Origin of the sequence: Leifsonia sp. 115AMFTsu3.1, assembly GCF_004362795.1 — a bacterium.
Lineage (GTDB): Bacteria > Actinomycetota > Actinomycetes > Actinomycetales > Microbacteriaceae > Leifsonia.
In genome coordinates, this window is the sequence record NZ_SNYB01000002.1 from 286,244 (window position 1) to 312,153 (window position 25,910).

The 25,910-nt window shown below is 70.7% G+C and carries 29 protein-coding genes; 20 read left to right on the top strand and 9 right to left on the bottom strand.

Annotated elements, in window-relative coordinates:
- The first annotated feature begins 70 nt into the window (after positions 1-70).
- The 6 genes from AXZ95_RS12325 to AXZ95_RS12350 are packed head-to-tail and all read left to right on the top strand — an operon-like array spanning position 71 to position 2,422.
- Positions 71-490 carry an Asp23/Gls24 family envelope stress response protein gene (locus tag AXZ95_RS12325; protein WP_018192507.1) on the top strand — a complete coding sequence of 140 codons (420 nt, stop codon included), beginning with the start codon at positions 71-73 and terminating at the stop codon, positions 488-490.
- A complete protein-coding gene (locus AXZ95_RS12330) occupies positions 487-678 on the top strand; it encodes a hypothetical protein (protein WP_018192506.1) in 192 nt (63 codons plus the stop codon). The genes AXZ95_RS12325 and AXZ95_RS12330 overlap by 4 nt, the downstream gene beginning before the upstream one ends.
- Positions 675-1,010, top strand: a complete 336-nt coding sequence (locus tag AXZ95_RS12335; RefSeq protein WP_018192505.1) for a hypothetical protein — start codon at positions 675-677, stop codon at positions 1,008-1,010. Before AXZ95_RS12330 ends, AXZ95_RS12335 begins: the two co-directional genes overlap by 4 nt.
- Positions 1,007-1,579, top strand: coding sequence for a hypothetical protein (locus AXZ95_RS12340; protein WP_018192504.1), 573 nt, complete (start codon positions 1,007-1,009; stop codon positions 1,577-1,579). The genes AXZ95_RS12335 and AXZ95_RS12340 overlap by 4 nt, the downstream gene beginning before the upstream one ends.
- A complete protein-coding gene (locus tag AXZ95_RS12345; protein WP_018192503.1) occupies positions 1,576-2,205 on the top strand; it encodes a hypothetical protein in 630 nt (209 codons plus the stop codon). The genes AXZ95_RS12340 and AXZ95_RS12345 overlap by 4 nt, the downstream gene beginning before the upstream one ends.
- Positions 2,206-2,251: 46 nt before the next feature.
- Positions 2,252-2,422: a CsbD family protein gene (locus AXZ95_RS12350; protein WP_018192502.1), complete on the top strand. Its 171-nt coding sequence runs from the start codon at positions 2,252-2,254 to the stop codon at positions 2,420-2,422.
- Between the two features lie 61 nt (positions 2,423-2,483).
- Here the strand turns inward: AXZ95_RS12350 and AXZ95_RS12355 are convergent, their stop codons facing one another.
- Complete coding sequence (locus AXZ95_RS12355; RefSeq protein ID WP_018192501.1) at positions 2,484-3,206, bottom strand: SDR family NAD(P)-dependent oxidoreductase; 723 nt, start codon at positions 3,204-3,206, stop codon at positions 2,484-2,486.
- Positions 3,207-3,433: 227 nt separating this feature from the next.
- Here AXZ95_RS12355 and AXZ95_RS12360 point away from each other — a divergent pair, with 227 nt between their 5' ends.
- A complete protein-coding gene (locus tag AXZ95_RS12360) occupies positions 3,434-3,802 on the top strand; it encodes a hypothetical protein (protein WP_231374503.1) in 369 nt (122 codons plus the stop codon).
- Between the two features lie 19 nt (positions 3,803-3,821).
- Here AXZ95_RS12360 and AXZ95_RS12365 read toward each other — a convergent pair whose 3' ends face one another.
- On the bottom strand, positions 3,822-4,331 hold the full coding sequence (locus AXZ95_RS12365; protein ID WP_231371206.1) for a hypothetical protein: 510 nt from the start codon (positions 4,329-4,331) through the stop codon (positions 3,822-3,824).
- Between the two features lie 282 nt (positions 4,332-4,613).
- Between AXZ95_RS12365 and AXZ95_RS12370 the strand changes: the two genes are divergently transcribed.
- The 8 genes from AXZ95_RS12370 to AXZ95_RS12405 all read left to right on the top strand — a co-directional run bounded on the left by AXZ95_RS12370 (position 4,614) and on the right by AXZ95_RS12405 (position 11,617).
- Positions 4,614-6,254 carry a LuxR C-terminal-related transcriptional regulator gene (locus AXZ95_RS12370; RefSeq protein WP_081626623.1) on the top strand — a complete coding sequence of 547 codons (1,641 nt, stop codon included), beginning with the start codon at positions 4,614-4,616 and terminating at the stop codon, positions 6,252-6,254.
- A gap of 89 nt (positions 6,255-6,343) precedes the next feature.
- Entirely contained in the window at positions 6,344-7,723 is a 1,380-nt protein-coding gene (locus tag AXZ95_RS12375) for an FAD-binding oxidoreductase (protein ID WP_018192497.1), read from the top strand.
- Positions 7,720-8,313, top strand: coding sequence for a dihydrofolate reductase family protein (locus tag AXZ95_RS12380; protein WP_018192496.1), 594 nt, complete (start codon positions 7,720-7,722; stop codon positions 8,311-8,313). Before AXZ95_RS12375 ends, AXZ95_RS12380 begins: the two co-directional genes overlap by 4 nt.
- Positions 8,310-9,230: an NAD(P)-dependent oxidoreductase gene (locus AXZ95_RS12385; RefSeq protein WP_018192495.1), complete on the top strand. Its 921-nt coding sequence runs from the start codon at positions 8,310-8,312 to the stop codon at positions 9,228-9,230. The genes AXZ95_RS12380 and AXZ95_RS12385 overlap by 4 nt, the downstream gene beginning before the upstream one ends.
- 41 nt (positions 9,231-9,271) lie before the next feature.
- Complete coding sequence (locus AXZ95_RS12390; protein WP_018192494.1) at positions 9,272-9,613, top strand: antibiotic biosynthesis monooxygenase; 342 nt, start codon at positions 9,272-9,274, stop codon at positions 9,611-9,613.
- 18 nt (positions 9,614-9,631) lie between these two features.
- Entirely contained in the window at positions 9,632-10,231 is a 600-nt protein-coding gene (locus AXZ95_RS12395; RefSeq protein WP_026307320.1) for a TetR/AcrR family transcriptional regulator, read from the top strand.
- The gene (locus AXZ95_RS12400) at positions 10,228-10,650 is read left to right on the top strand and encodes a hypothetical protein (RefSeq protein ID WP_018192492.1); all 423 of its coding nucleotides are present in this window, start codon (positions 10,228-10,230) and stop codon (positions 10,648-10,650) included. The genes AXZ95_RS12395 and AXZ95_RS12400 overlap by 4 nt, the downstream gene beginning before the upstream one ends.
- A 25-nt stretch (positions 10,651-10,675) precedes the next feature.
- Complete coding sequence (locus tag AXZ95_RS12405; protein WP_018192491.1) at positions 10,676-11,617, top strand: DUF6597 domain-containing transcriptional factor; 942 nt, start codon at positions 10,676-10,678, stop codon at positions 11,615-11,617.
- Between the two features lie 238 nt (positions 11,618-11,855).
- Here the strand turns inward: AXZ95_RS12405 and AXZ95_RS12410 are convergent, their stop codons facing one another.
- From AXZ95_RS12410 to AXZ95_RS12430, 5 genes are all read right to left on the bottom strand, one after another.
- Positions 11,856-13,520, bottom strand: coding sequence for a cytochrome b N-terminal domain-containing protein (locus AXZ95_RS12410; protein WP_018192490.1), 1,665 nt, complete (start codon positions 13,518-13,520; stop codon positions 11,856-11,858).
- Positions 13,520-14,872, bottom strand: coding sequence for an NAD(P)/FAD-dependent oxidoreductase (locus tag AXZ95_RS12415; RefSeq protein WP_018192489.1), 1,353 nt, complete (start codon positions 14,870-14,872; stop codon positions 13,520-13,522). The genes AXZ95_RS12410 and AXZ95_RS12415 overlap by 1 nt, the downstream gene beginning before the upstream one ends.
- A gap of 84 nt (positions 14,873-14,956) precedes the next feature.
- The gene (locus AXZ95_RS12420; protein WP_231374502.1) at positions 14,957-15,847 is read right to left on the bottom strand and encodes an RNA polymerase sigma-70 factor; all 891 of its coding nucleotides are present in this window, start codon (positions 15,845-15,847) and stop codon (positions 14,957-14,959) included.
- Positions 15,848-15,856: 9 nt separating this feature from the next.
- On the bottom strand, positions 15,857-16,618 hold the full coding sequence (locus tag AXZ95_RS12425) for an SDR family oxidoreductase (RefSeq protein ID WP_018192487.1): 762 nt from the start codon (positions 16,616-16,618) through the stop codon (positions 15,857-15,859).
- 92 nt (positions 16,619-16,710) lie between these two features.
- Positions 16,711-18,111 carry a DHA2 family efflux MFS transporter permease subunit gene (locus tag AXZ95_RS12430; RefSeq protein ID WP_026307319.1) on the bottom strand — a complete coding sequence of 467 codons (1,401 nt, stop codon included), beginning with the start codon at positions 18,109-18,111 and terminating at the stop codon, positions 16,711-16,713.
- A gap of 192 nt (positions 18,112-18,303) precedes the next feature.
- On the opposite strand from AXZ95_RS12430, the gene AXZ95_RS12435 reads away from it, so the two are divergent.
- Together AXZ95_RS12435 and AXZ95_RS12440 are read left to right on the top strand one after the other, a co-directional pair.
- On the top strand, positions 18,304-19,062 hold the full coding sequence (locus AXZ95_RS12435) for an SDR family oxidoreductase (RefSeq protein WP_018192485.1): 759 nt from the start codon (positions 18,304-18,306) through the stop codon (positions 19,060-19,062).
- Between the two features lie 144 nt (positions 19,063-19,206).
- Positions 19,207-19,608, top strand: a complete 402-nt coding sequence (locus tag AXZ95_RS12440) for a hypothetical protein (protein WP_018192484.1) — start codon at positions 19,207-19,209, stop codon at positions 19,606-19,608.
- Positions 19,609-19,628: 20 nt separating this feature from the next.
- Here AXZ95_RS12440 and AXZ95_RS12445 read toward each other — a convergent pair whose 3' ends face one another.
- A complete protein-coding gene (locus AXZ95_RS12445; protein WP_018192483.1) occupies positions 19,629-19,961 on the bottom strand; it encodes a hypothetical protein in 333 nt (110 codons plus the stop codon).
- A 96-nt stretch (positions 19,962-20,057) separates the two neighbouring features.
- Here AXZ95_RS12445 and AXZ95_RS12450 point away from each other — a divergent pair, with 96 nt between their 5' ends.
- The 3 genes from AXZ95_RS12450 (at position 20,058) to AXZ95_RS12460 (ending at position 25,011) form a co-directional block, all read left to right on the top strand.
- A complete protein-coding gene (locus AXZ95_RS12450) occupies positions 20,058-20,285 on the top strand; it encodes an RNA-binding S4 domain-containing protein (protein WP_018192482.1) in 228 nt (75 codons plus the stop codon).
- Positions 20,286-20,375: 90 nt separating this feature from the next.
- Positions 20,376-20,936: a VanZ family protein gene (locus tag AXZ95_RS12455; RefSeq protein WP_018192481.1), complete on the top strand. Its 561-nt coding sequence runs from the start codon at positions 20,376-20,378 to the stop codon at positions 20,934-20,936.
- A gap of 184 nt (positions 20,937-21,120) precedes the next feature.
- On the top strand, positions 21,121-25,011 hold the full coding sequence (locus AXZ95_RS12460; RefSeq protein ID WP_018192480.1) for a DUF11 domain-containing protein: 3,891 nt from the start codon (positions 21,121-21,123) through the stop codon (positions 25,009-25,011).
- Between the two features lie 75 nt (positions 25,012-25,086).
- Here AXZ95_RS12460 and AXZ95_RS12465 read toward each other — a convergent pair whose 3' ends face one another.
- Positions 25,087-25,887, bottom strand: coding sequence for a methyltransferase domain-containing protein (locus AXZ95_RS12465; RefSeq protein WP_018192479.1), 801 nt, complete (start codon positions 25,885-25,887; stop codon positions 25,087-25,089).
- Positions 25,888-25,910 lie beyond the last annotated feature (23 nt).

Here is a 25,910-nt window from a genome sequence, read left to right on the forward strand (position 1 = left end):
CCCCGCCGCTCCGTCACAGAAGTGCGACCTGATCGAACGGGCCGCACGAAACGGATCGGAAGGACACGACATGGCAACCACCACATCCACCACCGCGGTTCCGGGGGAGCCCACCGTCGGCAAGACGGTCATCAGCGACGCGGTCGTCGCGAAGGTCGCCGGCATCGCGGCCCGCGAGGTCCCCGGCGTGCACGCCCTGGGCGGCGGGGCCGCTCGGGCACTCGGCGCGCTGCGCGACGCGATGAACGCGACCGACCTCGGTCAGGGCATCAGCGTCGAGGTCGGCGAGAAGCAGGTCGCGGCGGACGTGACGATCGTCGCCGAGTACCCGGTGGCGCTCCAGAAGGTCGCCGCCGACGTCCGTGCCGCCATCGTCCAGGCGATCGAGCGCATCGTCGGCCTGGAGGTCACCGAGGTCAATGTGACCATCAACGACGTGTACGTGCCCAGCGACGACGACGACAACGAGCAGGAAGCCCGGGTCCAGTGACCGCCCCCCGCTTCGGCGCCCTGATCGGGGGCGGCCTTGCGGTCGTCTGGGCGGCGTTCGGCTTCTGGGTCTTCGTCGGCGTGGCCGCTGCCGCGCTGGTCGGCTACCTCGTCGCGCGCATCCTGGGCGGAGAGGTCGACCTGGGCCGCCTCGCCGACGCGCTGCGCGGCCGGCGCTCGTCGTCATGACCGCCGGACGCGATCGCTTCGAGCGCATCGCGCTCGAGCATCTGGCGCGAGCCGTGGCCGCCGACGAACTCGGTGTCGGCGTGACCGACGTCTCCGCCACGGTACGGGACGAGTCCGGCGCGCTCGCCGTACGGCTGGCCACTCCGATCGCGGTGTCGTCTCTCCGGTCTCTGCGATCGGCGGGCGCGGGAGGCGTCCAGCCCCTCGCGGAGCGTTTGACCGAAGCAGGGGCGCAGGTCCGCGCGCGCCTCGGATCCCTCACCGGCCTCGAGGTCGCGCGCGTCGACCTCCGGGCGACGGGTGCCGTGATCAGCGAGAGGAGAGTGCGATGAGCCGGGTCGAGTCCCGAATCGTGCGGCGCGAGACCCACTCGCCCCGCACGGTCGCCGCGGCCTGCGTCGCGATCGTCCTCGTCGTCGCGGTGGCGTGGCTGGCGGTGGAAGGCATCCTCCATCTGCTCGGGATGCGCCCGCTCCTGTTCTCTCCGCGCGCTCAGCTGACTGCGCTCGCCGCGGCGCCTTCGGCCGGCACCCCCCTGCTCGTCGCGGTCGCCGCCATCGCCGGAGTCGTCGGCGTGGTGCTGGTCGCGCTCGCCGTTCTCCCCGGCCGCCGGCCGCGACGTGTGCTCCGCGGCGAGCGGGCGGTCGTCGTGGCGGACGACGAGATGCTCGCCTCCGCCCTCGCCCGTCGCGCCTCCCGGGCGGCGGCGGTGTCCCCGGATGCGGTGACCGTCAGCCTGGGCCGGCGAACCGGTGTGGTGCGCATCGCGCCCGTCAGCGGGATGCGCGTGAACCGCGACGAGGTGCGGATCGCGGTCGCGGAGGAGTTCGACCGCGCACACAGCACGGGGTCCATGCGCTTCAGCATCCTCGTCTCTCCCACAGGAAAGGTCGGATCGTGAACGACACCAACCGCGTCATCAACCGGCTGCTGCTCGCCGTGACCGGCATCGCCCTGCTGGCCGTCGCGGGTCTCGCGGTCGCCCTGATCGCCGTGCCGGACGCCGGGCGGCTCTGGCGAGGCATCGGGCGCTCCGCCACGACGGCCGCCGACGGCGTGTTCGGGGTGCGCCTGTGGCCCGGGACCACGCTCAGCCTCGCGGCGCTGATCGCACTGGCCGTCGCCGCGCTGTTCGTGATCCTGCTCATCGTGCAGGTCGTCCGCGCCGGGCACGGAGCGACCTCCACCGTTCTCACGCTCTCGACACCGGACGGCTCCGTCGAGCTCGATGCGGCCGTCCCGGCCGCGCTCCTCACCGAGCAGCTGAAGCCGGTCCCCGGCGTCGCCGGCGTCGCCGTCAGCGCGTACCGCGTACGCCGGACACCGGCGTTGAAGGTGACGGTCCGCTGTCGACGCGGCGCCTCTCCGCGCGAGGTGGCGGATGCGGTCGACGAAGCGGTCGCACTTCTCGACTCCGCCCTCGGCACTACTCTTCCCGTTTTCGCGCAGCTGGTGGGCGGCTTCCGTTCCCGGCTGCAGGCGGCGACGCGGGTCGACACGTCCACGAGCGCCGCCCGGCCCTCGTGACGCACCCGAAACACCCCACGAGAAACAACAGAGAAAGGAGACAGCCATGAGTGCTGCCGACAAGATCAAGAACACCGCTCAGGAGCTCAAGGGCAAGGCCGAGGAGGCCATCGGAAAGCTCACCGACGACGACAAGAAGGTCGCGGAGGGCAAGGCCGACCAAGCCGCCGCCAAGACGAAGAACGTCGGCGAGGACATCAAGGACGTCTTCAAGTAAGACCCCCCGGAAGCGCCGCGGCCGAGTGCCGCGGCGCTTCGTCGTCTCTGCTGCCCAGCCCTCACAGGCTGGTGCCGGTGTGCTCCCTCAGTGCGGCGACGACCGCATCCTGGAACGCCCGATCGGAGGCGGCGGGATGCGGTCGCTGCTGCCGCTGGTGGTGCCAGTACGCCGAGGTGCGCGTCTCCGGGTCTTCGCCCTCGGCGAGCCAGACCTGCGTGCGGTGACCGAGCTCGAGGTCGTCGGGCGCGTTGCGGCCGCCCATCCGCGTGGGCACCCAGCCCGGGTCGACCGCGTTGCTGGACACGCCGGGGCGGAGGCGGGGGAGCGCCGCCGCGAGCGCCGTCACGATCAGTTTGCTGTCCGAGTACGAGGCGGTGCGCGTCCGCCCCGACCAGTCGAGTCCGTCGAGCCTGGCGTGGCCGCCGCGGTGCATCCCGCTGCTGAGGTAGACGTGGCGTTCGGCCGGGACCAGCGCGGTCAGGAGGTAGGGGGCGACCACGTTGACCGGGAGGATGCCCGGGCCGTCGATCACGCCGGCGTTGTGGATGATCGCATCCACGCCGCCGGCGTCCGCCACCTGTTCGGCGAGCGCCCGGACCTGCTCCTCATCGGAGAGCTCCGCCGCCAGGATCACCCCGTCGTCGCCCAGCGCATCCCGGAGCTCGCCGGCCCGGTCCAAACTGCGGACGTGGCCGACCACGGTGTGGCCGTGCTCCGCCAGCTCGCGTACGGCACCGAGGCCGAGCCCGCTCCCTGCGCCGGTCACCAGAATCCTCGCCATGTCGTCCTCCTCAGTCGAGACGCCATCCACGTTCGGGGTTGGCGAAGATCGCGTCAAGGGCCTTGGCCGGCGAGGGCTCTCGCTCGACGGTGACCCTCCGTGCCCGGCACCGTCACCTTTGAGCTCGCGCCCGGCGCACAGACCACGTCGAGTGGGCCTGCGGTCGACTTGTGCTTCGTGGTCACCGCGGGTGTCTCACTGACGCAGTCGCAGACGGGGAGTGCGACGTGGCAGCTGCAAGCCGCTTCGCACTGACGCCCTATTGCAACTGGAACTCGGTGATCACCACCACGGCTCTGATCTTCACCTGGGCGCCTCTGGCGGGTTACGCATCCACGTCGGTCCGCATCACGGCGCAGAAGGGCGGCGCAACGCAAGTCATCACCGGGGCGACGACGACATCGTCGGGCGGCGTGTACACCACGACGGTCCCGGTCAGCCTTATGAACGCGCTCGGCAGCCTTCTCGGCGCCACCGTCGTCATCCACCTGGCGGTTGTCGATCAACCGACCGGCCGGCTGTCGAAACCGGTGGACTACACCTGGACGATGACGCTGGCCGGGATCGCGGTCTCCTGCTCGGGGCAGCCGACCTGACTCGAACCGATGTCCCGACTCAGGCTGGCGGGTCTCCGGCGGAGGGGTCGGCTACTTCGATGACGACGGGCGAGTCCTGCGTCTCGTCCGGCATCCGCCAGACGCGCGCCACGGCCCCGACGTCGGGCACGGCTGCCAGGGGTAGCGAGCGTGCCGACATCGTTCGCGGACGCCATCGGGCGCGAAGGGTCGACCGGTCGGCCATGACGACCTGGATGTCGAACGTCGACACCGCTCCGTCCTCGGAGAGGTTGACGGCACGGTTCACGACTCGTCCGGTCTCTGCTCGTGCGTGGGACCGCACGTGCAGCCACCGCGTGTTCAGGGCCCGCTCCTGGTTCGCCTCGATGACCGACCCCCGGAATACCCCCCACAGTGATGCAGCGAGACCGGCGATGACCACGGTGAACAGCACGTCGAACCACAGCCCGGGGGTATCGGCCGTCCAGATCCCGGCGATCATGGCGCCGGCCGCAATCGACGCGCCTGTATTGACGACAGCCAGCACTGTTCGACCGGCGGCGCCCATGCGGTGAGGGAAACCGAGCTGCTGGGGTGGAGCGGTCGGCGCACCGAGAGAAGGGAGCAGGTGAACGACGTGCGCTTCGGCGTCATCACGAGGCGTTCTCCGAACCACGGCATCAGGATACGCGCCGAGTGGGCCGGCGGCCTCCTTTCCGACCGATGGAGGCCGTGGAAGACCCGCTCCGCGGGGAGCCGCCATCCGAGTGGGCCGCCGGTGAATGTTCCCGACACGTCATTACGATGAAGTGGACGCCACTCCTTACTACCCGAACCTGGAGTCCACGCAATGAGCACGTTCTCCGATGGGTCCGCGCACTCGTTCTCCGGCGGCGCCGACCCCGCGCCCGACAGTGATGACGACATCCGGCTCACGATCGACCGGGACGTTCTCCGGCTGTTCCAGAATGCCGTCGACGCGGGCGATTACGACGCGGCGACGGCCGTCGTCCGGGATCACTGGTTCGATGTCGTCATCGGGATCCGGCTGGGCTTCGCGCAGGTCGCCGAGCGCATCCCGCCGACAGCGCTTCACACGCGGCCGCTGCTCATGATGCTGCTCGGAATCGCCTACAACCTGCAGCCGAACAGGCGGATGAAGGGGCTGCGCTACTTCGTCGGAGCGGCCCGGGCCGCGCGCCAGGGCGTCGACCGGGTGGGACCTGTCGACCGCGCGCTCATCCTCGCCAGCGAGAGCGCCGCCTACCGGCTGATCGGGCGCCCGCGTCTCGGGATCACACCGGCGCGGAAGGCCGTCGCCGCGCTGGACGGCCTCACCCTGGATCAGCGCGCCGCCGTGCAGGCGTTGTCGCGTATCTACGCGCACGTGGGCACGACCCAGTTCTACGCGGGGCAGGTCGAGTCGGCCCTGGAGACGTTCGAGAAGGGGATGGCCGAATCGCCTCCCACCGGCTACTCCTCCGGCTTCGCCAACATCGCGATGGCGGCCGGCATCCACGCGCTGAGGGGCGACATCCACGAGGCGATGGCCTACATTGAACTGGCCCAGGACGAGCAGTGGACCGCCCAGCAGCGCTCCTGGTATCCGGGCACGTTCTACCGCGTCGCGGAGGCGATCGTGGCGCTGGAGCGGTTCGACCCCGCCGAAGCGCGCGAGCAGCTGGCGGCGATGACCCACGATCGCCGGACGATCGAGCACTGGCGCGCCATCGCGGCGACCGAGGCGCTCGCCGATCTCGTCGCGGGGCGGCCCTCGGCCGGGCTCGCGGGGATCGACGCGTTCGCCGCGCTCCGCGGGGCGGAGGGTCGCGGGGCGGCCGCTCGGCGCGAGCTCGCACCCTATCGGGCGCTGCTGCACATCGCGCTCGGCGACCTCGCCGCGGCGTCTGCGGTGCTCCGGCAGCTGGAGTCGGGCAGCGTCCACCGCCACGTGGGCCTCGCCCGCGTCGAACTGGCCTTCGGCCGCACGGGCGCCGCGCTCCAGCAGGTGCGCCGAGTCGCCGGAGCGCCGATGGACGCACGCACCCATGCGGAGGTGCTGGCCCTGGAGGCCGCCGCGCTGCTGCGCTTCGCGAGCGGACCTCGTCGGACGGCGGCCGTGGACGAGCTGGGCGAACTCCTCCGCGCAACGGGACAGCGGCTCGCCGTCGCGCTGGTTCCCGTGGACGACTTCCCGGCCGTGCGCGACGCCCTCGACGGCGCCGGCTTCGGCGACGTGCTCGCCGGCGTCCCCGCCCGCTCCCTCCTGTTGCCGCTGCCGGAGGGAGAGGCGCTGAGCAAGCGCGAGCTGGCCGTCCTCGAGGTCTACCTGCGCATCCCGCGCGTGCCCCAGGTCGCGGAGGAGCTCGGCGTCTCGGTGAACACGGTCAAGAGCCAGATCCGCAGCATCTACCGGAAGCTGGATGTGTCCAACCGCGACGAGGCGATCGCCGTCGCGCTCGACCGGCACCTGGTGCGGCTGCCGGACTGACGTTCGCCCCAGCCCGACCGCGGCCCGGACGAAGCACGATGCTCGATTCGTTCAAGAGTTGACCCGGGCGGCATCCCTACGGTCGAACCATGACCGGAATCGAGCGATTGCGCGAGCTCCTCGACGGGGACGTCCTCACCGCGGACTCTCCCGGCTACGACCGCGCGCGCCGTCCGGAGAACCGCACGTTCCGGGACACGCGCCCTGCGCTGGTCGTGCTGTGCCGGTCGGAGGAGGACATCGTTCGCGCGATCGCCTTCGCGCACTCGACCGGACTCCGCCTGGTGCCGAGGGGAGGCGGTCACTGCTTCGCGGGTCGGTCTTCGACCGGGGGGATCGTCCTCGACCTGTCGGCCCTGAGCGAGGTCGCCGTCCATCCGGACGGGGCGGCCCTGATCGGGGCCGGTGCGCGTCTCGGAGCCGTCTACCGCGCCCTGCACGTGCACGGGCGCACGCTGCCCGCGGGATGCGGGCCGAGCGTCGGAATCGCCGGGCTGACGCTCGGAGGCGGGATCGGGCTGCTCGGCCGCGCCTACGGGCTGACCTGCGATCGGCTCCTCGGTGCACGCGTCGTCCTCGCGGACGGCTCCGTGGTCGACAGCGATGCGCAGAACGAACCGGAGCTGTTCTGGGCGCTGCGCGGTGCTGGTGGCGGGCAGTTCGGCGTCGTCACCTCCCTTCGCTTCTCCACCCTCCCGGAACCCGCGGCGTGCCGGATCGAGGCGCACTGGCGCGACATCGACCCGCGCGCGGTGCTCACCGCGTGGCAGTCGTGGGCTCCCGACGCACCGGATGAGCTCACCCTGAATGCGACGGTCGAACGGCAGCCGGATGGCTCCGGCCTGCGCGTCCACGTCCACGGAGCGTCCACGCTGTCCGAGAGCCGTACGCGTGAACTCCTGCACGAGTTCGCGAGCCGCGCGGGCCGGCCCACGCTGCTGGCGGTGAGCGAGCCGATGCCCTACTCGGCCCTGAAGGACGCGCTGTCGGATGACGCGAGGTCGTCGAGCACGGAAAGCGTCCGCATCCGCTCGGAGTTCTTCGACCGTCCGATCGACGACGGCGCCGTCTCCGCGCTCGTGTCGTGCCTCGAGACGGGTGAGGGCTCACGCAGCCGGCGCCTGACGTTCACCGCACTGGCCGGGGCATACACCCGCGTGGCCGAGACCGCGACCGCGTTCGCCCACCGCGGGCAACGATTCCTGCTCGAGCACGCCGGATCCCCGGACGACCCCTGGATCGATGCGTCCTGGAAGCTCGCACACGAGCATGCCTCCGGTCGCGTCTACCCGAACTTCCCGGACCCGGCGCTCGAGGATCCGCTTCGCGCCTACCACGGTGCGAACGGTCCCCGGCTGTCCGCCGTGAAGCAGCGCTACGACCCGCGCCGGTTCTTCGACTTCCCGCAGGCGGTTCCGCCTGCGGGTGCAGAAAGCCCCACCGAAAACACGAAAGAGGTTCACCCATGAGCAAAGTGATCTGCGGGCTGGCCGTCTCCGTCGACGGCTACATCACCGGCCGCGAACCAGGACCGGGCCGCGGGCTCGGCGACGGCGGCGTCCTGTTCGACTGGTACGGCAGCGGCGACGTGCCCAGTCAGGTGTTCGACGGTTTCCGTCTGACGGAACCGAGCGCACGCATCTTCGACGAGCTGGCGTCCCGCGTCGGCGCAACGCTCGCGGGCCACACCACCTACACCGACTCCAACCGCTTCGCCGAGGGGGCACCGCATCCCACCGCGCCGCTCGTCGTCCTCAGTCACTCGGACTTTCCGCCGGCCAACCCACGGCAGACCATCGTCAGCACCGGCATCCACGATGCCGTCGACGTCGCCAAACGCGCGGCGGCCGGAAAGGATGTCGGGCTGATGGGCGGAGTGCTCGTGACGGAGGCGCTCGCCGCCGGCCTGGTCGACGAGCTGATCCTGCATCAGGTGCCGATCCTGCTCGGCGCCGGACGGCGCTTCTTCCACGAGCTGCCGCAGCACATCCGGCTGGGGATCCTCGAGGTCGTCGCGGCCCCCGATGTCACGCACCTGCACTACGAGGTGAAGCGATGATCCTCGTCACCGGCGGCCTCGGGATGATCGGAGCGCACACCGCCGCCGCCCTCGTCGACCGCGGGCTCGAGGTCGTCGTCACCGCCCACCGCACGACCGAGGTGCCGTCGTTCCTCGACGGACGTGTCACCGTCGAGAATGTGGACATCGCCGACCGGGACGCGTTCCTGGCGCTGGGCGACCGACACGACATCAGGGACATCGTGCATCTCGCCGGCAGCATTCCGGAAGCGGACCCCATCGAGTTCTTCCGGCGCGACACCGCCGGGCTCCTCAACGCCCTCGAAGCCGCCCGCAGGTGGCAGGTGGGCCGGTTCGCCGTTGCGAGCAGCATCGGCGTCTACACCGGTCGCCCCGAAATCCCGTGGACGGAGGATCTCGACCTCCCGTCGGCCGATCTTCCGCACGCCATCGTCGCGTTCAAGAAGGCGGTGGAGCCGCTCACGCTGTTCGCGCTGGCGGGGACCGGCGTGCATCCCGTGCTGTTGCGGATCGGGAGCACGTGGGGACCGCTCATGGACCCGGAATCGCCTTTCAATCCCATCCCGCCCGCTGTCGGAGCCTTACGTCGGGGTGAGCAGCCGCCTGCGCTGCATGCCGACGACGGCGGCGACTTCGGCTATGCCCCGGACACCGGTCGCGCGATCGCGCTCCTGATGGCCGCCGACGTGCTGGATCACACCGTCTACAACGTCTCGAGCGGGCACCGCTATACCCACCGCGAACTCGCCGAAGCCCTCGACGCCGCGTTCCCCGAGACGCCGGTGCGGTTGCTGGAGGGTCGCTCCACGGGGCCGGGAGAACATCCGTACCTCGATATCTCCCGTCTCCGGGCAGAGACGGGTTTCACGCCGGAGTTCGACGTCGCGGCCGCGGTCGCCGACTACGTGGCCTGGCGCAACGCCCACAGCCGCTGAACCACCACGACCAGAGAGGGAGGAAGCCGATGGAAACGGTGATGGGAATCGCCCGATTCGTGTTCCACGCGGGTGCCGTCGATGAGTTCACACGACTGTCCAGACAGTGCGTGCAGATCGTCGAGCAGGAGGACACGGGGACGACGCGGTACGAGGTGTACCTCAACGCCGATCGGACGGAGGCGATCGTGATCGAGGAATACGTCGACGCCGCCGCGTTCTTCGATCACCTCGCACACATCGGGCCCGACCTGATGGCGGCCATCTCGGCAACCGGAACGCTCACCGGCGAGGTGCTGGGCAGCCCGAGCGCGGAACTGCGCGAACAGCTGGAGAACGCACCGGTCTCTCTTTTCGCTCCGCACTTGCGCGCAATTACCTGATTAAGTAATTATGGGCAGGTGACTCCTGCAACTCGTCCCTATCGGTCCACCGAAGAGCGTCGGCGCGAGATCGTCGACGCGACGATCGTGGTGCTGGCCGAGCGGGGCTTCGCCGCCACCTCGTTCGCCCGCATCTGCGAGGACGCCGGCCTCAGCAGCACCCGGATGATCTCGTACCATTTCGCCGACAAAGCGGCCCTGATGCAGGCGGTGGTCGCGCACGTGGTCGACGGCGCGGCCGCCGTGATGGTGCCGGCGATGGAGGCCGCCAGCACCTGGCGAGGCAAGCTCGCGGCGTACATCGCCACCAACCTCCGGTACCTGGCCGACAACCGCCTCGCCGCGCGCGCGGTGATCGAGGTCATCGCCAACGCGCCGCGCGCCGACAACGGCCTCCGCGAGGACACCTCGGCGCTGCTGCTGTCGGTCCTGCTCTCACACGGCCAGGAGGCCGGCGAGTTCCGCCAGTTCGACACCCTCGTGGTCGCGCGCTCGATCCGGGCGACGATCGACGCGTTCGCCACGACGATGCCCGGCTCCCCCTCCGCCACCGATGCGGCGATCGCCGAGATCGTCGACCTCTTCGACCGCGCGACCCGGCAAGGAGAACCCGCATGACGTCCACCGCCGCTCACCCGCTCGAGGTGCGTTCCGCTCTCGCAGCCGTCACCCGGCTCTGGGTGCTGTGCGCCGCCGTGTCCCTGACCGCCCTCGGTGTGGCGGCGATCCTGACCGCGGTCGATCCCGCCGACGTGAACTGGGTGGTCTGGCTCCGTGGTGCCGTCGTCGCCGGAGCGAGCATCGTCTTCATCTTCGTCACCCGGGCCGCCGCGCGGGGCAACCGCACGGCCTACACCCGGATGCGCTGGATCTCACTGCTCGCGCCGATCGGCATCGTCGTGATCATCGTGGCGCCGGACACGGGCTATCCGATCTGGATGAAGGTCGAGCAGGCTGCGGTCGGCGCCATCATCGCGATCATCGCGGTGTTCCTGAACAGGCGGGTCGTGCGCCGGGCGTTCGCCAGGGTTCGCTGACGACAGGGGTCGGAGAGGGGGGAGCATGGAATCGTATGTCGAGCGGCCGCCGACGCCGGCGCTCGCGCGGGTGGTGCGCACGATCTGGATCCACCGCACCGGAGACGCCCCGTACGTCCAACGCCACCTCCCGACCGGCGGTGTCGAGATCCACGTGCCGCTCGGCGGCCAGCCCCGGCTGATGGGGCCACTGACCGGGCCGCGGCTGGAGCTCATCCCGCCGCACACCACCATCGTCGGGGCCCGGTTCCTGCCCGCCGGCGCGCCGCCGCTGCCGGTCATGCTCGACGAACTGGTCGATGAAAACGTCGGTCTGTCGGAGGTGTGGGGCGGATCCGCGGAGCGTCTCGGCGAGACCATGGCGCTGGCCGGCCGGGACGAGCGCGCCGTGGCCGTCCTGGAGGCGTTCCTTCTGAGGGAGTTCCGCGCGGCGGAGCGGATCGACCGGGCCATCCGGGAGGCCGTCTCCGCGCTGATGCCGTGGCGACCCCACGAAGTCGGTGCCGTCGCGGCGCATGTGGCGCTGTCGGAGAGTCAGCTGCGACGTCGCTCCCTCCACACGGTCGGGCTCAGCCCCAAGGTGCTCCAGCGGACCCTCCGCTTCCAAGGATTCCTGGCGCTGGCACAGGCCGGCGTAGCGGCGAGCGGACGACGCGGAAGCGACGGGATCGCCGGGATCGCCGTCGACGCGGGATACGCCGACCAGGCCCACCTGAACCGGGAATGCCTGCGACTGACCGGTCTCACGCCCAGCCGATTGCTGCACGGCGATGTCGAGCGCTGTGCCTGCGGCCACGACCACTCCGCGTCATACCTTCCGTTCCTCGCCAGCCGCTCACCGGGGCTCCCCCCAGCGCCGGAGCTTCTCCGGATCCGCCACGACCCAAAGGTGGTCGACGGCCCCGACGACGCCGTCCGCGACAACGACGGCGAAGACGCGTCCCTCACGGGAGGCGACGAGTCCTGAGCGCCCGTTCATCGGCCGGATGTCCAGACCGAGCGATGCGGGGTCGCCGAGCAGGCCGTGCAGGAGCGTCAGCCCCGAGGCGTTGCCGACAGCCACCGGAAGGGATGCGTCGCCGCCGCAGTCCACCACCACGTGGACGTCCGGGCCGAGCAGCCGAGCCAGGGCCGGTGCGTCGCCGGCGAGGTAGGCGTCGCGCAGCGAGGTCGTCAGAGCGGCGGCCGCCGCGGCCGTCTCCGCCTCATGCCGCGCCCGCCCGCGCCGCGCTCGACTGGGCCTCCTCGGTGTGCGTGATCGCCTCATCCGTTCGTCCTCCGGCGACGACCTCGTCGCGGGTCAGCGGCCCCACCGGCTCCAAGCGGTCTTCGAAGAACACCCGGGCGAGAGCCGCCCGGAGCCGTTCGGTGGGCCGGAGCCGCCCGTCCTCGTCCGGCCTGGCGTCGACCGGGTGCACGGCGACCGGGCCGGCCAGGCGGTACCGCTCGGCCGCATCCACCGAGCCGTGGACCTCCACGTACTCGCCGCCGGGCAGCCGGACGATGCGCCCGGTCTCGTACCCGTGCAGCAGGATGTCGCGGTCGCGCTTCTGCAGCGCGAGGCACACGCGCCGGGTGACGACGAACGCCACGACAGGACCCAGCACCACGAGCGCCTGGTAGCCGGCCACCACGGACTCCACCGTGAGGTGGAAATGGGTGGCCACGAGATCGGCGCTCCCCGCGCCCCAGAGGGCGGCATAGAAGACGATGCCCGAGACGCCGAGGCCGGTGCGCGTCGGCTCGTTGCGCGGGCGGTCGAGGAGGTGGTGGTCGCGGTGGTCGCCGGTCACCCACTCCTCGACGAACGGGTACACAGCGATCGCGAGCAGGTAGAGCCCGACCACCGCGAGGGGGATGAGGATGGCGAGCGTCCAGGTGCGGCCGAGCCACTCGAACTCCCAGCCGGGCGGGACGAGGCGGAGCGCTCCGTCGAGGAAGCCCGTGTACCAGTCCGGCTGGCTGCCCGCCGATGCGTCGCCGGGCGAGGAGGGTCCGTAGAGCCAGATCGGGCTGATCGTGACCGTCGCGGCGATGAGGACGATCGCGCCGGTCGCGATGGCGAGGAGGCCGCCCGCACGCGCCGCCAGGTTCGGCAGAACCGGGACCCCGACGATCCGCTCCTCCGTGCGGCCCGGGCCGGCGAACTGCGCCGGCTTGTCGAGGTACGCCCGTCGCGCCCGCGCCGCGAGCAGCAGCACGAGCAGCGCCGGCACCACGGCGACGTGGATGGGGTAGAGGTTCTCGATGATCCGCCCCGGGAACTCGCCCCCGAACAGCAGCGCGGACAGCCAGGTGCCGACGACGGGGATGCCGAGGACGATGCCTTCCACGATCCGCAGTCCGGTGCCGGATAGCATGTCGTCCGGGAGCGCGTAGCCGCTCCAGCCGCCGAGCAGGGCGGTGATCAGCAGGCCGAACAGCAGCACCCACGACAGTCGGCGCGGACGGCGGAACGCGCCGGTGAAGAACGACACCGCCAGCTGCAGCATGATCGCGGCCGGGAGCAGGAGGCCCGCCCAGTGGTGCGCCTGGCGCACGAGCAGGCCGCCGGGCACCTCGAACGTGATCGCCAGCGTCGACTGCAGGGCCTCCGACATCTCGGCGCCCGCGAGCGGCGTGTAGGGGCCGTCATAGGTCACGCGCGTGCTCGACGGCGTGTAGACGAACATGAGGATGAAGCCGGTCACGAACAGCACCAGGACGCACGCGAACGCGATGACCCCGAACATGTTCGTCCAGTGCAGCGGCGCGCGCCGGGTCCGGAGCTCGTCGCGGAGTGCGGCGACACGGCGTCCTGCAGCGCTGTTCGAGACGACTCCGGCGAGCCGTGCCGTCGCGGAGGGCCGGTGCCTGCGGTCGACGGGCATCAGGCGGCCCTCCCGGCGAGCTCGCGCGCGTCGGACGCTTCCGGCGGGCCGCCCCCGACGAACGCCCGGCGGGGATGCTGCACCGAGAGCAGCGACACGATGTCGCGGCCGAAGAACACCGCGCTCGCCCAGATCAGCAGCACCCGCACCTTGCGCTCCCAGGTCGGGATCGCGAGCACGTGATACCCGCGGTGCATCACCCAGGCGAGGAATCCCGTGATGACGATCCCGCGCCACTGGAAGATGCCCGTGCCGAGGCCGAGGGTCGCGACGACGCCGAGGCTGTGGTGCACGTAGTCCTTCGGCTGCTCACCGCGCAGGGTCGCGACGATGTTCTTCGCCAGCCGCTTGGCCTGCCGGACGGCGTGCTGGGCGTTGGGAACCGTGACGGCGCCGTCGATCGGGGACGCCAGGTCCGGCACCGCCGCGTCGTCCCCGGCCGCCCAGGCGTCCGGCACGACGGCGTCCGGCGTGCCCACTCGCAGGTCGGCGCGGACCATCACCGATCCGCGCGCCGTGACCGGCAGGTCGGTGTGGTTCGCGACGACCGGGTTCGCGCCGTTGCCGGCGGTCCACACGATGGTGTGCGCGTCGAACTCCGCACCGGTCGAGAGCACGAGGTGGCCGCCGTCCGCCGAGACGAGCTGCGCATCCAGGTGGATGTGGGCCCCACGGCGTTCCAGAGCCCGCACCACCCAGCGTCCCGGCTCGTCGGTCACCTCGGGGAGGATGCGGTTGCGCGCCTCGATCAGGTGGAACGAGAGGTCCGAGAAGGTCAGCTCGGGATACGACTTCAGAAGTGCCGTGGCCAGCGAGAGCGTCTCGCCGAACCCTTCGACGCCCGAGAACCCGCCGCCGACGAACGCGACGGTGAGCAGGCGGCTGCGCTCCGGTCCGGGCGGCAGCACCGAGGCGCGGTCGAAAGCGTCGAGCAGCCGATCGCGGATGGCGACGGCCTCCTCGACGTGCTTCATGCCGATCGCCTGCTCGGTGATGCCCGGGATGGGGAATGTGCGGGTGACGGCGCCGGCGGTGACCACGATGATGTCGTAGCCCAGCAGGAACGGCTCGCTGTCCTTCGGCAGCACCGTCACTGTCTTCGACGCGTGGTCGATCCGGGTCACCGACGCGGGGATGAGCCGCGCGCGCTTCAGGTGGCTGCGGAGCGAGATGGCGGCATGCCGCGCCTCGATCGACCCCGCTGCAACTTCCGGGAGGAACGGCTGGTACGTCATGTACGGCCGGGGGTCGATCACGACGATCTCGGCTTCGTCCCTCCGCAGCTTCTTCTCCAGCTTCCATGCGGTGTAGAAACCGGCGTAACCGCCGCCCACCACGAGGATCCGGCGCATGAGTGCCTCCTGTCCGGCCGATGAATGTGCCTTCACCCGTTATGACCGGACAGCGTCCCGATTTGTGACATCGGGGGCGGGATCTCACGCCGGGACGGGGATGCGTTCCAGCTTCTGCGGGTTGAGCACCCACTGGAGGCGGCGGATGCCGTCGACGGTGACGTCGAGCGCGATGAAGGCGACCACGGCGCCGTCGCGGACCAGCACGGCCGCGGGGCCGCCGTTGGCTTCGATGAGGCGCACGGTGCCGTCCCAGAACCGGTCGGCGAAGGCGTGGACGTACTTCGCCACCGTCTCGCGGGTGAAGACCGGGATGCGCGACGCCCGGGCCAGTCCGCCGCCATCGGAGTAACTGACGATGTCGGCGGTGAAGATGCGCTCGAGTTCGGCGATGTCGCCGGACTGCGCGGCCTCGAGGAAGGCCTCCAGCATCCGCTTCTGCTGGGCGTGGTCGACTTCGCGCACGTGCCGCTCCTCGGCCAGGTGCTTCCGCGCGCGGCTGACGAGCTGCCGCGCGGACGCCTCGGAACCCTGGATGATCTCCGCGATCTGCGGGTACGGGTAGTCGAAGGCCTCCCGCAGCACGTAGGCGGCGCGTTCGGTCGGCGTCAGCTTCTCGAGCAGCACGAGGACGGCGAACTCGAGCGCTTCACCCCGCTCGGCGCCGAGGGAGGGGTCGGCGCTGGTGTCCACGGGCTCGGGCAGCCACGGCCCGATGTACGTCTCGCGCTTCACCCGCGCAGACTGGGCCTGGTTGATCGCCAGCCGCGTCGCCGCGGTCGCCAGGAACGCCGCCGGCTCGCGCACCGCCGAGCGGTCGGTGCGCTGCCAGCGCTCCCAGGTGTCCTGGACGATGTCCTCCGCGTCCGCGACGGTCCCGAGCATCCGGTAGGCGATGCCGAACAGGCGCGGCCGCACCGCCGCGAACGTCGCCGCGGCGGTGTCGAGGTCGTCCTGCTCCACTGGCCCCGTCATGGTCGAATGCTAGTGGCGGTCCTCCAGCCAGCGGGAGAACGTCGTCCCGCCGAACCGGTGGTCGGTGATCGCGGGGTCGTTGCCCGGCGTGAGCGATCGGTCGTCGACCCGGCCGCCGTAGTATCCGGCGTCGGGATCCGTCGTCACGGTCCGCGGGTCCCCCGTCGCGGAGAACAGCCGGCGCGCCAGTTCGTCCAGCCGCAGGGGCTCCGGACCGGCGAGCTCCACGATCCCGTTGAGGGGCGCTGCCACGGCGACTTCGGCCAGGGCGGCCGACACGTCCGTCGCGGCGATCGGCTGCATCAGCACATCCGACAGCACGGCCGTGCCATCCTGCGTCGCCCCGTCGGCGAGCGCGCCGATGAACTCGAAGAACTGCGTCGCGCGCACGATCGTGAACGGCACGCGGCTCTCACGCACGATGCGCTCCTGCGTCACCTTCGCCCGCATGTAGCCGATGTCGGGCATGCGGTCGACGCCCACGATGGAGAGGACGACGTGGTGGCGGACGCCCGCGGCCTTCTCGGCCGCGACGAGGTTGGTGGCGGACCGCTCGAAGAACTTGTGCACCGGGCCGTCCTCGAACGACGGCGCGTTGGGCGTGTCGACGACGACGTCCGCACCCTCGAGGACCGCGGCGAGCCCTTCGCCCGTGACCGTGTCCACGCCGGTCGACGGCGAGGCGGCGACGACGTCGTGGCCCGCCTCCTGCAGACGAGAGACGACTCCGCGGCCGATCAGGCCGGTTCCGCCGATGGCGACGATCTTCATGTGCTGCTCCGTTTCTGCGCGGACGCTCCGCGCGTCACCAGCTCTGACCGGACAGGTGCTCGGGATGTGACAGCGGCGCGCGACGTCTCCGCTCAGCGGAGCAGAGCGTGGTGACCGGACACCTCCGTCTCGGCCGGCTCGCCGCTGACGCCGCGAGGATTCCGGATACCGGCCGCCGAGATCAGGCCGCCCGCCGCGAGCGCGACGGCCGCTGCCCCGGCGAGCTCGTGGAAGCCGGCGACCGCCGACATCGCCGCCCCCGCCGAACCCGCAAGGGCCACCGCGACGAGGCCCGCGACACGAGACACCGCGTTGTTCATGGCCGATGCGATCCCGGAGCGTGCCGGATCGACGGCACCCAGAATGGTCGCCGTCAACGGAGCGACCGTGATCGCCATGCCCAGCCCGAAGACGACGACGGCGGGCAGCACCTCGGTCAGGTAGTCGGCGTCGCGCGAGATCCGCAGCATCAGAGCGAACCCGCCGGCCGCGACCAACGGTCCGACCGTCATCATCAGTCTCGGCCCCACCCGGCCGCTGAGTCGGCCGAAGTACGCGGACAGAGCGATCAGCACGATGCTGGACGGGACCATCGCGAATCCGGCGAGAGTCGCCGAATATCCGGCCCCCTGCTGGAGGAACAGCGCGAGCGCGAAGGTGCCGACAGCCACACCCCCGTAGATGAAGGCCGTCGCCACATTCCCCACGCTGAAGTCGCGTGCCCGGAAGATGGTGAGGGGCAGCATCGGCTGCGCCGCCCTCCTTTCGCGCACGAGGAAGGCGACGAGGGCCGCAGCGCCGACCGCGAGCGAACCGAGGATCAGCGGCGAGCCCCATCCATATCGTGGATGCTCGATCAGGGCGAACACCGGCAGACCGAGCCCGAGCACGCCGAGGGCCGCACCCGCCCAGTCCACCCGGGCGCCGGGCCGGTGGGGAGCGTCCGCGGGAAGGGCGCGGACCAGCAGCAGCGCCACGGCGATCGGCAGGAGGTTGATCGCGAAGACCCATCGCCACGACAGGGCATCGACCAGCACACCGCCGAGCACAGGTCCCGCGATGCTGGCGAGGGAGGTGATCGCCGTCCAGGCGCCGATCGCCCGGCTCTGCGCCGCGCCGCTGAATGCGCCGAGGATCAGGGCGAGAGAACTCGGCACGAGCAGGGCGCCGGCGACGCCTTGGAGTCCCCGAGCGATCACCAGGATCGCCGAGGTGGGCGCGAGAGCGCACAGCGCCGAGGCGATGGCGAAGCCGAGGAGACCCCAGAGCAGCACCCGACGGCGCCCGAACAGATCGGAGAGCGACCCGGCGAGCAGGATGACCGATCCGAGCGTCAGGAGGTACGCATCCACCACCCACTGCTGGACGGCGAGGCCGCCTCCCAGCTCCCGCCCGATCGCGGGGAGGGCGACCGTCACGACGCTGCCGTCGAGGAAGGCGATGAAGGTCGCCACGACGGCCACCGCCAATACCGTTCGCTGTGGCGCCGTCATCCATCCGGTCATCGTCTGTCGTCCGTTCGTCGTGGTGCCGGGAAGGTCCCGGCTCCGGCTCTGACCGATCGGACCGCCGATCTGTGACGGAGACGCCGAGCTGCGACCTGTCACATTCGCGCCGCCTGTTCGGTCGTACTGGGTGACGGCTGCACACGGCCGCCGTCGGATGAGGATTCGAGGAGACACGACATGAAGATCGTCGTCATCGGCGGGACCGGCCTGATCGGTTCGAAAGTGGTGGCCCTGCTGGCAGGCCACGGGCATGAGGCGATCGCCGCCTCTCCGAACTCCGGTGTGAACACGCTCACCGGTGACGGAGTGGATGGGGCGCTCGCCGGGGCGGACGTCGTCGTCGACGTCTCGAACTCGCCCTCCTTCGAGGACCGCGCGGTGATGGACTTCTTCACCACCTCCACCAACACGCTCATCGCCGCAGAGCGCAAAGCCGGCGTGCGGCACCATGTGGCGCTGTCGGTGGTCGGAACCGAGCGCATGACGGACAGCGGGTACATGCGCGCGAAGGTCGCGCAGGAGCTGCTCATCCGCGAGTCCGGCATCCCGTTCTCCATCGTGCACGCCACGCAGTTCTTCGAGTTCGTGAAGGCGATCGCCGACGCGGCCACCGACGGCGACACCGTGCGCCTCGCGCCCGTGGTCATCAAGCCGATCGCAGCGGAGGACGTCGCCACCGCCGTCGCCCGCACCGCCGCCGGTTCGCCCGTCGGGGGAGTGCTGGAGGTGAGCGGGCCGGAGGAGTTCCGGCTGACCGAGCTGATCGCGCGCGGACTGGCCGCGCGGGGCGACGCACGTCAGGTCGTCGACGATCCCGAGGCGCGCTACTTCGGCGCACATCTCAGCGATCGGGAGCTCGTCCCCGGTCCGGATGCGGAGGTCTTCCCCACGACGTTCGCCCAGTGGCTGGACGCCCAGTCCGTGACCACCCCGTGAACACGCGGTCCGGCCGAGCCGTGAGGTAAGAGCGGGAACACCGGGTTTCAGGCGGCCCACTCCCCGGGCATGCGCCAAGCAGACCACGGCTGGTCCCTCCCGCCGCCGGACCCTTCACACCCGATACGAGAGAAAGGCGTTCCCATGTCGATGACAGCGTGGCTGCCCTCGGTGCTCACCCGGAGGCGACAGCTCGTGGGCGAGCTGCGCGCCGCCACCGCTGCGCGCGATGCCCGACGCCTGCGACGGCTCCTCGACCCCGACGTCGCCGTCGTGGTGGATGCGGGTGAGGGCGACCGCGCGAAGGTCCGCGTGGTGCGCGGAGTGGAGGATGCCGCGCTCCTGCTCGCCTACGGCCTCGGCGCCCGGAGCGGACGGGAGGTCGTCGAACGCCCGGTGAACGGCCGCCCGGGCTTGCTGCTCCGCCGTGACGGGCAGCCGGCTGCGACGATCGCCGTCGACGTGACCGCGGGGATGATCAGTGTCGTCTGGGTGCGGCTCGGTGCCACCGTGCTTCGGCGCGGCAACGCCGTGCTGCCCGTGTGAGGGCGCGACCGCGACCCGTCCTAGATCCCCCGGTCGTGCGAGATGCCCGCGCAGAGGTCGCCGCCCTCATCGAGCACGATCAGGCCGCCGTTCGAGTTGGCCGAGTCCATCAGGCGGCGCAGCCATTCCCGGTTGATCGCGGGCGGCCGCGGGCTGTCGTAGTGGAACCGGAGAGGGAGAGAGGAGTCGAGCCAGATGGTGCTCCGGCCGCTTCCGTTGGCCTTCGACTCGCGCCACGACAGGGCGAAGGACTCCTTGCGCTGGAGCTTGGCGATGATGGCGACCTCCAGATGGGCGAGGACGACATCGTCGAACGACACCCGCGCTGAACCGTCATAAGCGAGGTACCCCATCGGACCCACCTCCTGGCCATACCGTATCCATTCCGGCCGCCTCCTCTGCCTCCCCATTTCCGGCCTGCGGCTCGCCGTGTCGTCTACTATTCGGGGATGAAGAAGCCAGCTCCCATCGAGGACGTGTCGATCGGCGGCGACGCGATCCGGCTCGGCCAGTTCGTGAAGTTCGCCGGACTCCTCGACTCCGGCGGGAGCGTCAAGGAGGCCATCGCCGACGGCGATGTCGACGTCAACGGCGAGGTCGAGCTCCGGCGCGGGCGACAGCTGCAGGTCGGGGATGTGGTGACCTTCGCCGGACACGCGGTGCGCGTCGCCCGCTGAGGTCGCTTCCCCGACAATCCCTCGGAAGTCGTAGACCGTCGCGACCCGCGACTGACTCGCGCCGCGGGCGCGGTCCGTAGCGTCGAGAAGGTGACCGCATCCCTCTCCCTCCGTCCGACGCATCCGGCGCGCACCGCTCCCCGCTCGCTTCCGGCCGTGCTGTTCGCCGTCTACCTCGTGCTGCTGGTGTGGGCTGTGCTGTGGAAGTTCCACGTGCCCGACTTCGGCGGGGAGGGCGTGCGCGCCGTCAAGCTGGTGCCGTTCGTCGCGAGCGAGGGGTTCGGCGTCAACCGGCCGTCCGAGATGCTGGCGAACGTCGCTCTGTTCGTGCCGTTCGGCGTCTACCTCGGAGTGCTCGCGCCCCGCTGGCGAGTGTGGCCGGTCGCCGTCGTGGCGGCGCTGACCAGCTGCGCTCTGGAGGCGGCACAGTACGTGCTCGCGTCGGGGAGTTCGGACGTCACCGACGTCATCCTCAACACCTCCGGCGCCGTCGGCGGCTTCCTCGTCCTGTCGCTCGCCCGGTGGGTGTCGCGCGGCCGAGCCGTGTCCGCCCTCTACTGGCTCTGCTTCATCGTCACGGTGGCCGCCGCGGTGTTCGGGGCCTCGCTGCTCGGGTCGCCGCTCCATTCGCTCCCGCCGCTGCACCGCTGACGACCCGCGCCGCGGCATGCGAATGGAGGTGTCACTCGTTCGGGGGTCATCCGACCTTTCTGGGGGTGAAGCCAGGGTGAAATTCGACCGCAGCCCGCTGGGCCGCCGCTAGCGTGTGGCGCGGCGGACACCGGTCTCGGTGGTGCTCCGCCGCTCCATGACGCAGGACGAAGGGGATGCTGCTGTGTCTGCACACCAGGATGGGCGCGGCCGTCGCCGCGAGGGACGAATCGCGCTGGGTTCGCCTTGGCGCTGGCTGGCCGCACTGGTCGCCGGAACGCTGGCACTCGCCGCGGCGCTTGTCGGCGCGCCGGCCATGGCGGCCCCGGTCTACCAGATCGAAGCATCCTGGGCCGCAGGGACCCCGACGACCGTGAAGAGCGGTGACGTGGTCACCGGCGTCTGGCGCATCAACGTCAACGACGACGCCCCGGCGCCCTCGAACGACCTGGTGGACAACGTGACGGTCACGATCACGGCGCAGAACGGCCGCTACACGGCGCTCCCCTCGCTCTGTCTCACGACTGGCGTCACGCCCGCCTCCAGCATCTCCGCCGACGGGCGCACCCTCGTCTGCAACGTCGGGACGCGCGACCAGGGCACCGCCGTGGTGATCCAGGCGCCCATCGTCGCCGACGGCGCGACCGGCGACCAGATCACCGCGGACGGCAGCATCGGCGGTCAGACCGCGTCGCTGAGCCCGATCGACATCACGAATCCGTTCGGGATGGACATCCGCTGGGGTGTCGGTAGCCCTGCCTTCACCTTCGGCGACGGTGGTTACCTCGTGGACTACGAGTGGACGCTGAGCAAGGCGCTCGGAAGCGAAGCCGGCCCGCAGACCCTGACGTACAACCTCAACATCGCTTCCCCGCAGGGCTCTCCCGTCTCTGTCGACGCTCAGGGGTGCACACCGTTCACCGGTCCGGGAGCCGCGGACGGCCACCCCTGGTCGGGCGGGTCGCACCCGGCGAGTCAGATGACCGTACCGGCGGGGACGTGCACCATCACCCAGACCGGCCCCAACACCTTCCAGATGACCCTCACGGGGATCGATTACGCTCCGGCGAACCCGCCGACCCTGGACTCGGCCGGGAACCGCCTTCCTGTCGACCAGGTCGCCCTCGCATCCGGCTCCATCTGGATTCGCGTCAACACGGCATCCTCCGGCTCGGCCGTATTGAACTCCGATGCACCGACCTACACCTCGGTCAGCGGGCAGACAGCTCAGGACGACCCGTCCAACAACTCCGAATCCAAGGCATGGACGACGCTCGGCCTCTATTCCTCCGGTTGGGGTCGCGGATACACCAACAGCGGCGGAACGCAGTGGGACGACACCTACCGGGTGTCTGCGGGCACCACGCTCGGCCAGTACATGGACACGGCGTTCCAGCGGCACACGGATCGCGCTGACGACCACCACGTCGGCATGTGCACCGCCCTCGACACCAAGTACGTGACCTTCGGCGGATGGGCGTGGGCGCAGCCGTTGGCCAACACGATCGGCGCCACGGCCGAGTACTACGTCGGGAACGACCCGACCGTCGACCCGGCCAGCGCGGGCTACGACCCGAACGCCTTCGACTGCGGCTCGACCACGGGGTGGACGACGACGCCTCCGGCCGACCTCAGCACGGTGAGGGCCCTTCGCATCATCGGAACGCAGGGGCAGTTCGAGCAGCTCTCGACGATGACGAACATCACCGCCGTCGTGACGCAGACCATCAAGCCGGATGTGCCGGCGGGTACGGATGTGTGGTCCTTCTTCTCCGGCATCGTCGACTTCAGTGCGACGACCGAGGGCTGGTTCAACGGCACCGGGTGCATCACCCCGACCGCGGGCTCGCGCTACCCCTGCACGACCGGGTTCCGTGACGTGGTCCGCATCGTGACCGCCACGCCTGCCATCTCGAAGTCGGCCGACCGCTCGGTCGTCAGCCCCGGTGACCCGGCCGTCTACACGCTGACCTACTCGGCGAACGGCGCCGGCGCCATCCCGGCGACCGTCGACGGCTACCAGCTGGTCGACACGCTGCCGGCGGGCGTCACCTACGTGCCCGGCACCGCATCCCCGGAGCCGGCGGTGTCGACCAACGGCTCCGGCCAGCAGGTGCTGACGTGGACCCTGAACGGCGTCACCACGAACGCCGACCACGCCCTCACCTACCAGGCGGTCGCGGACAGCAGCGTGACGCCGGGTTCCGCCCTGGTCAACTCGGTCAGCGCCAGCTACGCCGGCATCACGAAGTCCGCCACCGCCCAGGTCACCGTCGCCACCGACGGCTACACGACCGTGGTGAAGACCGCCGACGCTCCGTTCATCCCGAACGTGAACGGCGACGGCACGGGCACGGGATCGTGGACGGTCACCGTGAAGTCGTACGACCCGGTCACCCAGCCGTTCACGGACACGATCGACATCCTCCCGTACAACGGCGATGGACGCGGCACCGCGTACTCCGGTTCGTACGCTCTCACCTCGGTGAACGCCCCGCTCGGAGCGACCGTGTACTACTCGACCGCCGACCCGACGACCCTGTCCGACGACCCGTCGGCTGCGCAGAACGGCGCGGCCCCGGGCGACCCGACCGGCAACACCGCAGGCTGGACGACGACCATGCCGGCGAACCCGACCGCGGTCCGCGTGATCGGCGGCAGTCTTGCGCCGGGCGCCACCCAGCAGTTCGGCGTCCACATCACGACGAACGGCGTGAAGGGCGGCGACACGCTCGTGAACCGGGCGCAGGCGATCGCGGGTCACACTGCACTCGTGATGCGCACCTCCGCGGCCATCAGCGTGGCGAACTACTACTCCGCGATCATCCTCAAGGAGGTGCAGGCGGCCGACGGCACCTGGCACGACGCCAACAGCTCGGTCGACTACCCCGCGTTCCACTACGGCGACACGGTCCACTACCGCGTCACCGTGACGAACACGGGTCAGGGCACGCTGACGAACGTCGACCTGACGGATGACAAGAGCCCGACGGCCGGTGCCTTCCACATCGCCTCGCTCGCGCCGGGCGCCTCCGAGTCGCACGAGTACGACCTGGTGCTCGACGAGACCCTCCCGGGCGGCGGGTTCGTCAACACGGCCTGCGCCACCGCCGACACCCCGGCGGACTCGGGTATCGCTCCGACCATCCCCTGTGACCCGGCCGGCATCGACATCGCGGGCTACTCGGTCGTGAAGACCGCCGACCCTGCTCCCGGTTCGGTCGTGCACTCGGGTGACGTCATCCACTACACGGTGACCGTCACGCAGCGCGGGCCGGTCCCGTCGGCGGCGTCCTTCACCGATGACCTCAGCAAGGTCGTCGACGACGCCGCCTACAACGGCGACGTCGCGGCGGATGCGGGCACGGCGACGGTGACCGGCAGCTCGATCGCCTGGTCCGGAACGCTGGGCGTCGGTGCGGTGGCGAAGATCACCTACTCGGTGACCGTGAAGGATGCGCGCTCGATGGGCGACGGCACGCTCGACAACGTCGTGACCTCCGACGGCTGCGCTCCCGCCTCCGACTGCGAGACGGTGCACCGGTTCGGCAGCTACACGTTCGCCAAGACGTCGGACCCGGCGTCCGGCCACGCGGTGAAGACCGGTGACCGCATCACCTACACCCTCACCATCGCCCAGTTCGGCGCGGCGCCGGTGACCGGCGGCAACGTCGTCGACGACCTCAGCAAGGTGCTCGACGACGCGACGTGGGCCGGTGACCAGAAGGCGACATCGGGAACCGTGACCCGCACGGGCTCGACCCTCACCTGGACCGGTGACCTCGCCGTCGGGCAGGTCGTCACCGTGACCTACTCGGTGGTGGTCACCGGGGATGGCGACAAGCAGATCGCCAACGTCGTCACCAGTCCCGACGGCGACGCGTTCTGCGTGCCCGCGCCGGACAAGAACCCGGACTGCGCCACCAGCCACCGCGTCGACGACCCGGCCGTGACGGCGGGCCTCGCCTCGACCGGTTCGACGGTCGGCTGGGGTGTCGGCGGCCTGGCGGGCATCCTGCTCGCCGCCGGGGGAGCGCTGCTCTTCCTGCGCCGACGCCGCATCAGTAACACCTAGCACCCATCACCACGAAGGCCGCCGGGCGTCGCTCGGCGGCCTTCGTGCTGCGCGGAAGTCGATGTCGGGTCGCGTTCAGGCGGCCCAGGCGCGGAACAGGATCGTCTGCACCGGGATGGTCGTCGGCGCGGGCCCGTATTCCGCCGCGAGCCGTTCCTCCACCGCGCGGATCAGCGCATCCACGTCTCCGGATCGCGACCGCACCTGATCGGAGACCGGGTTGCCGCGGATGAGGCCGTCCGCGAAGTCCGACCACGAGGCCACGGGCGCGTCGTGCGGCAGCACGTCGATGCGGAGCGTACTGAACCCGCTGTCCTGCGCCAGCCTCCGCAGCCGCTCGACGTCGCTCATCCCGAACGGCACCCGGTAGAACGGCGGAGGGTCGTCGGGGAACGTCTCCGTCAGCAGCCCGTCGACAAGCCCGGCGAACCGGTTGCGGTCGTGGCTGTCCCACACGCTGAACACGTACACGCCGCCGTCGGCGAGCACGCGCCGCGCCTCCCGGAATCCCGCGCCGACATCCGGCAGGAACATGATGCCGAACTGGCACGCCACCACGTCGAAGCTCGCGTCCTCGAACGGCAACGCCTGAGCATCCGCGACCTGGATGCGCGTCTCGGCGGGCACCTTGCCGGCAGCCCGCTCCAGCATCGCCTCGTTCAGATCGGTGATGACAAGCTCCGCCCCGGGATTGTGCGCGACGATCCCTGCCGACGAGATCCCGGTCCCGGCCGCCACCTCGAGGATGCGTCCGGGCGCCGCCGACGCCACCGCCTCACCCAGCACATCGGCGTAGTGGCGGAAGAGAACGGGTCCGAGCTCCGAGTCGTAGAACTCGGGAATGGACCCCTGGAATCGCGCGGCGTCGTCGTCCACGGTGGAAGGGTACCGCCGCCGGG

What these genes read in the sequence shown, in the direction of transcription:
- AXZ95_RS12325 (WP_018192507.1), top strand. Translation starts at nt 71, where the DNA reads ATGGCAACCACCACATCCACCACCGCGGTTCCGGGGGAGCCCACCGTC.
- AXZ95_RS12335 (WP_018192505.1), top strand. Translation starts at nt 675, where the DNA reads ATGACCGCCGGACGCGATCGCTTCGAGCGCATCGCGCTCGAGCATCTG.
- AXZ95_RS12340 (WP_018192504.1), top strand. Translation starts at nt 1,007, where the DNA reads ATGAGCCGGGTCGAGTCCCGAATCGTGCGGCGCGAGACCCACTCGCCC.
- AXZ95_RS12350 (WP_018192502.1), top strand. Translation starts at nt 2,252, where the DNA reads ATGAGTGCTGCCGACAAGATCAAGAACACCGCTCAGGAGCTCAAGGGC.
- AXZ95_RS12355 (WP_018192501.1), bottom strand. Translation starts at nt 3,206, where the DNA reads ATGGCGAGGATTCTGGTGACCGGCGCAGGGAGCGGGCTCGGCCTCGGT.
- AXZ95_RS12365 (WP_231371206.1), bottom strand. Translation starts at nt 4,331, where the DNA reads ATGGGCGCCGCCGGTCGAACAGTGCTGGCTGTCGTCAATACAGGCGCG.
- AXZ95_RS12370 (WP_081626623.1), top strand. Translation starts at nt 4,614, where the DNA reads ATGAGCACGTTCTCCGATGGGTCCGCGCACTCGTTCTCCGGCGGCGCC.
- AXZ95_RS12375 (WP_018192497.1), top strand. Translation starts at nt 6,344, where the DNA reads ATGACCGGAATCGAGCGATTGCGCGAGCTCCTCGACGGGGACGTCCTC.
- AXZ95_RS12380 (WP_018192496.1), top strand. Translation starts at nt 7,720, where the DNA reads ATGAGCAAAGTGATCTGCGGGCTGGCCGTCTCCGTCGACGGCTACATC.
- AXZ95_RS12385 (WP_018192495.1), top strand. Translation starts at nt 8,310, where the DNA reads ATGATCCTCGTCACCGGCGGCCTCGGGATGATCGGAGCGCACACCGCC.
- AXZ95_RS12390 (WP_018192494.1), top strand. Translation starts at nt 9,272, where the DNA reads ATGGGAATCGCCCGATTCGTGTTCCACGCGGGTGCCGTCGATGAGTTC.
- AXZ95_RS12400 (WP_018192492.1), top strand. Translation starts at nt 10,228, where the DNA reads ATGACGTCCACCGCCGCTCACCCGCTCGAGGTGCGTTCCGCTCTCGCA.
- AXZ95_RS12405 (WP_018192491.1), top strand. Translation starts at nt 10,676, where the DNA reads ATGGAATCGTATGTCGAGCGGCCGCCGACGCCGGCGCTCGCGCGGGTG.
- AXZ95_RS12410 (WP_018192490.1), bottom strand. Translation starts at nt 13,520, where the DNA reads ATGCCCGTCGACCGCAGGCACCGGCCCTCCGCGACGGCACGGCTCGCC.
- AXZ95_RS12415 (WP_018192489.1), bottom strand. Translation starts at nt 14,872, where the DNA reads ATGCGCCGGATCCTCGTGGTGGGCGGCGGTTACGCCGGTTTCTACACC.
- AXZ95_RS12420 (WP_231374502.1), bottom strand. Translation starts at nt 15,847, where the DNA reads ATGACGGGGCCAGTGGAGCAGGACGACCTCGACACCGCCGCGGCGACG.
- AXZ95_RS12425 (WP_018192487.1), bottom strand. Translation starts at nt 16,618, where the DNA reads ATGAAGATCGTCGCCATCGGCGGAACCGGCCTGATCGGCCGCGGAGTC.
- AXZ95_RS12430 (WP_026307319.1), bottom strand. Translation starts at nt 18,111, where the DNA reads ATGACGGCGCCACAGCGAACGGTATTGGCGGTGGCCGTCGTGGCGACC.
- AXZ95_RS12435 (WP_018192485.1), top strand. Translation starts at nt 18,304, where the DNA reads ATGAAGATCGTCGTCATCGGCGGGACCGGCCTGATCGGTTCGAAAGTG.
- AXZ95_RS12440 (WP_018192484.1), top strand. Translation starts at nt 19,207, where the DNA reads ATGTCGATGACAGCGTGGCTGCCCTCGGTGCTCACCCGGAGGCGACAG.
- AXZ95_RS12445 (WP_018192483.1), bottom strand. Translation starts at nt 19,961, where the DNA reads ATGGGGTACCTCGCTTATGACGGTTCAGCGCGGGTGTCGTTCGACGAT.
- AXZ95_RS12450 (WP_018192482.1), top strand. Translation starts at nt 20,058, where the DNA reads ATGAAGAAGCCAGCTCCCATCGAGGACGTGTCGATCGGCGGCGACGCG.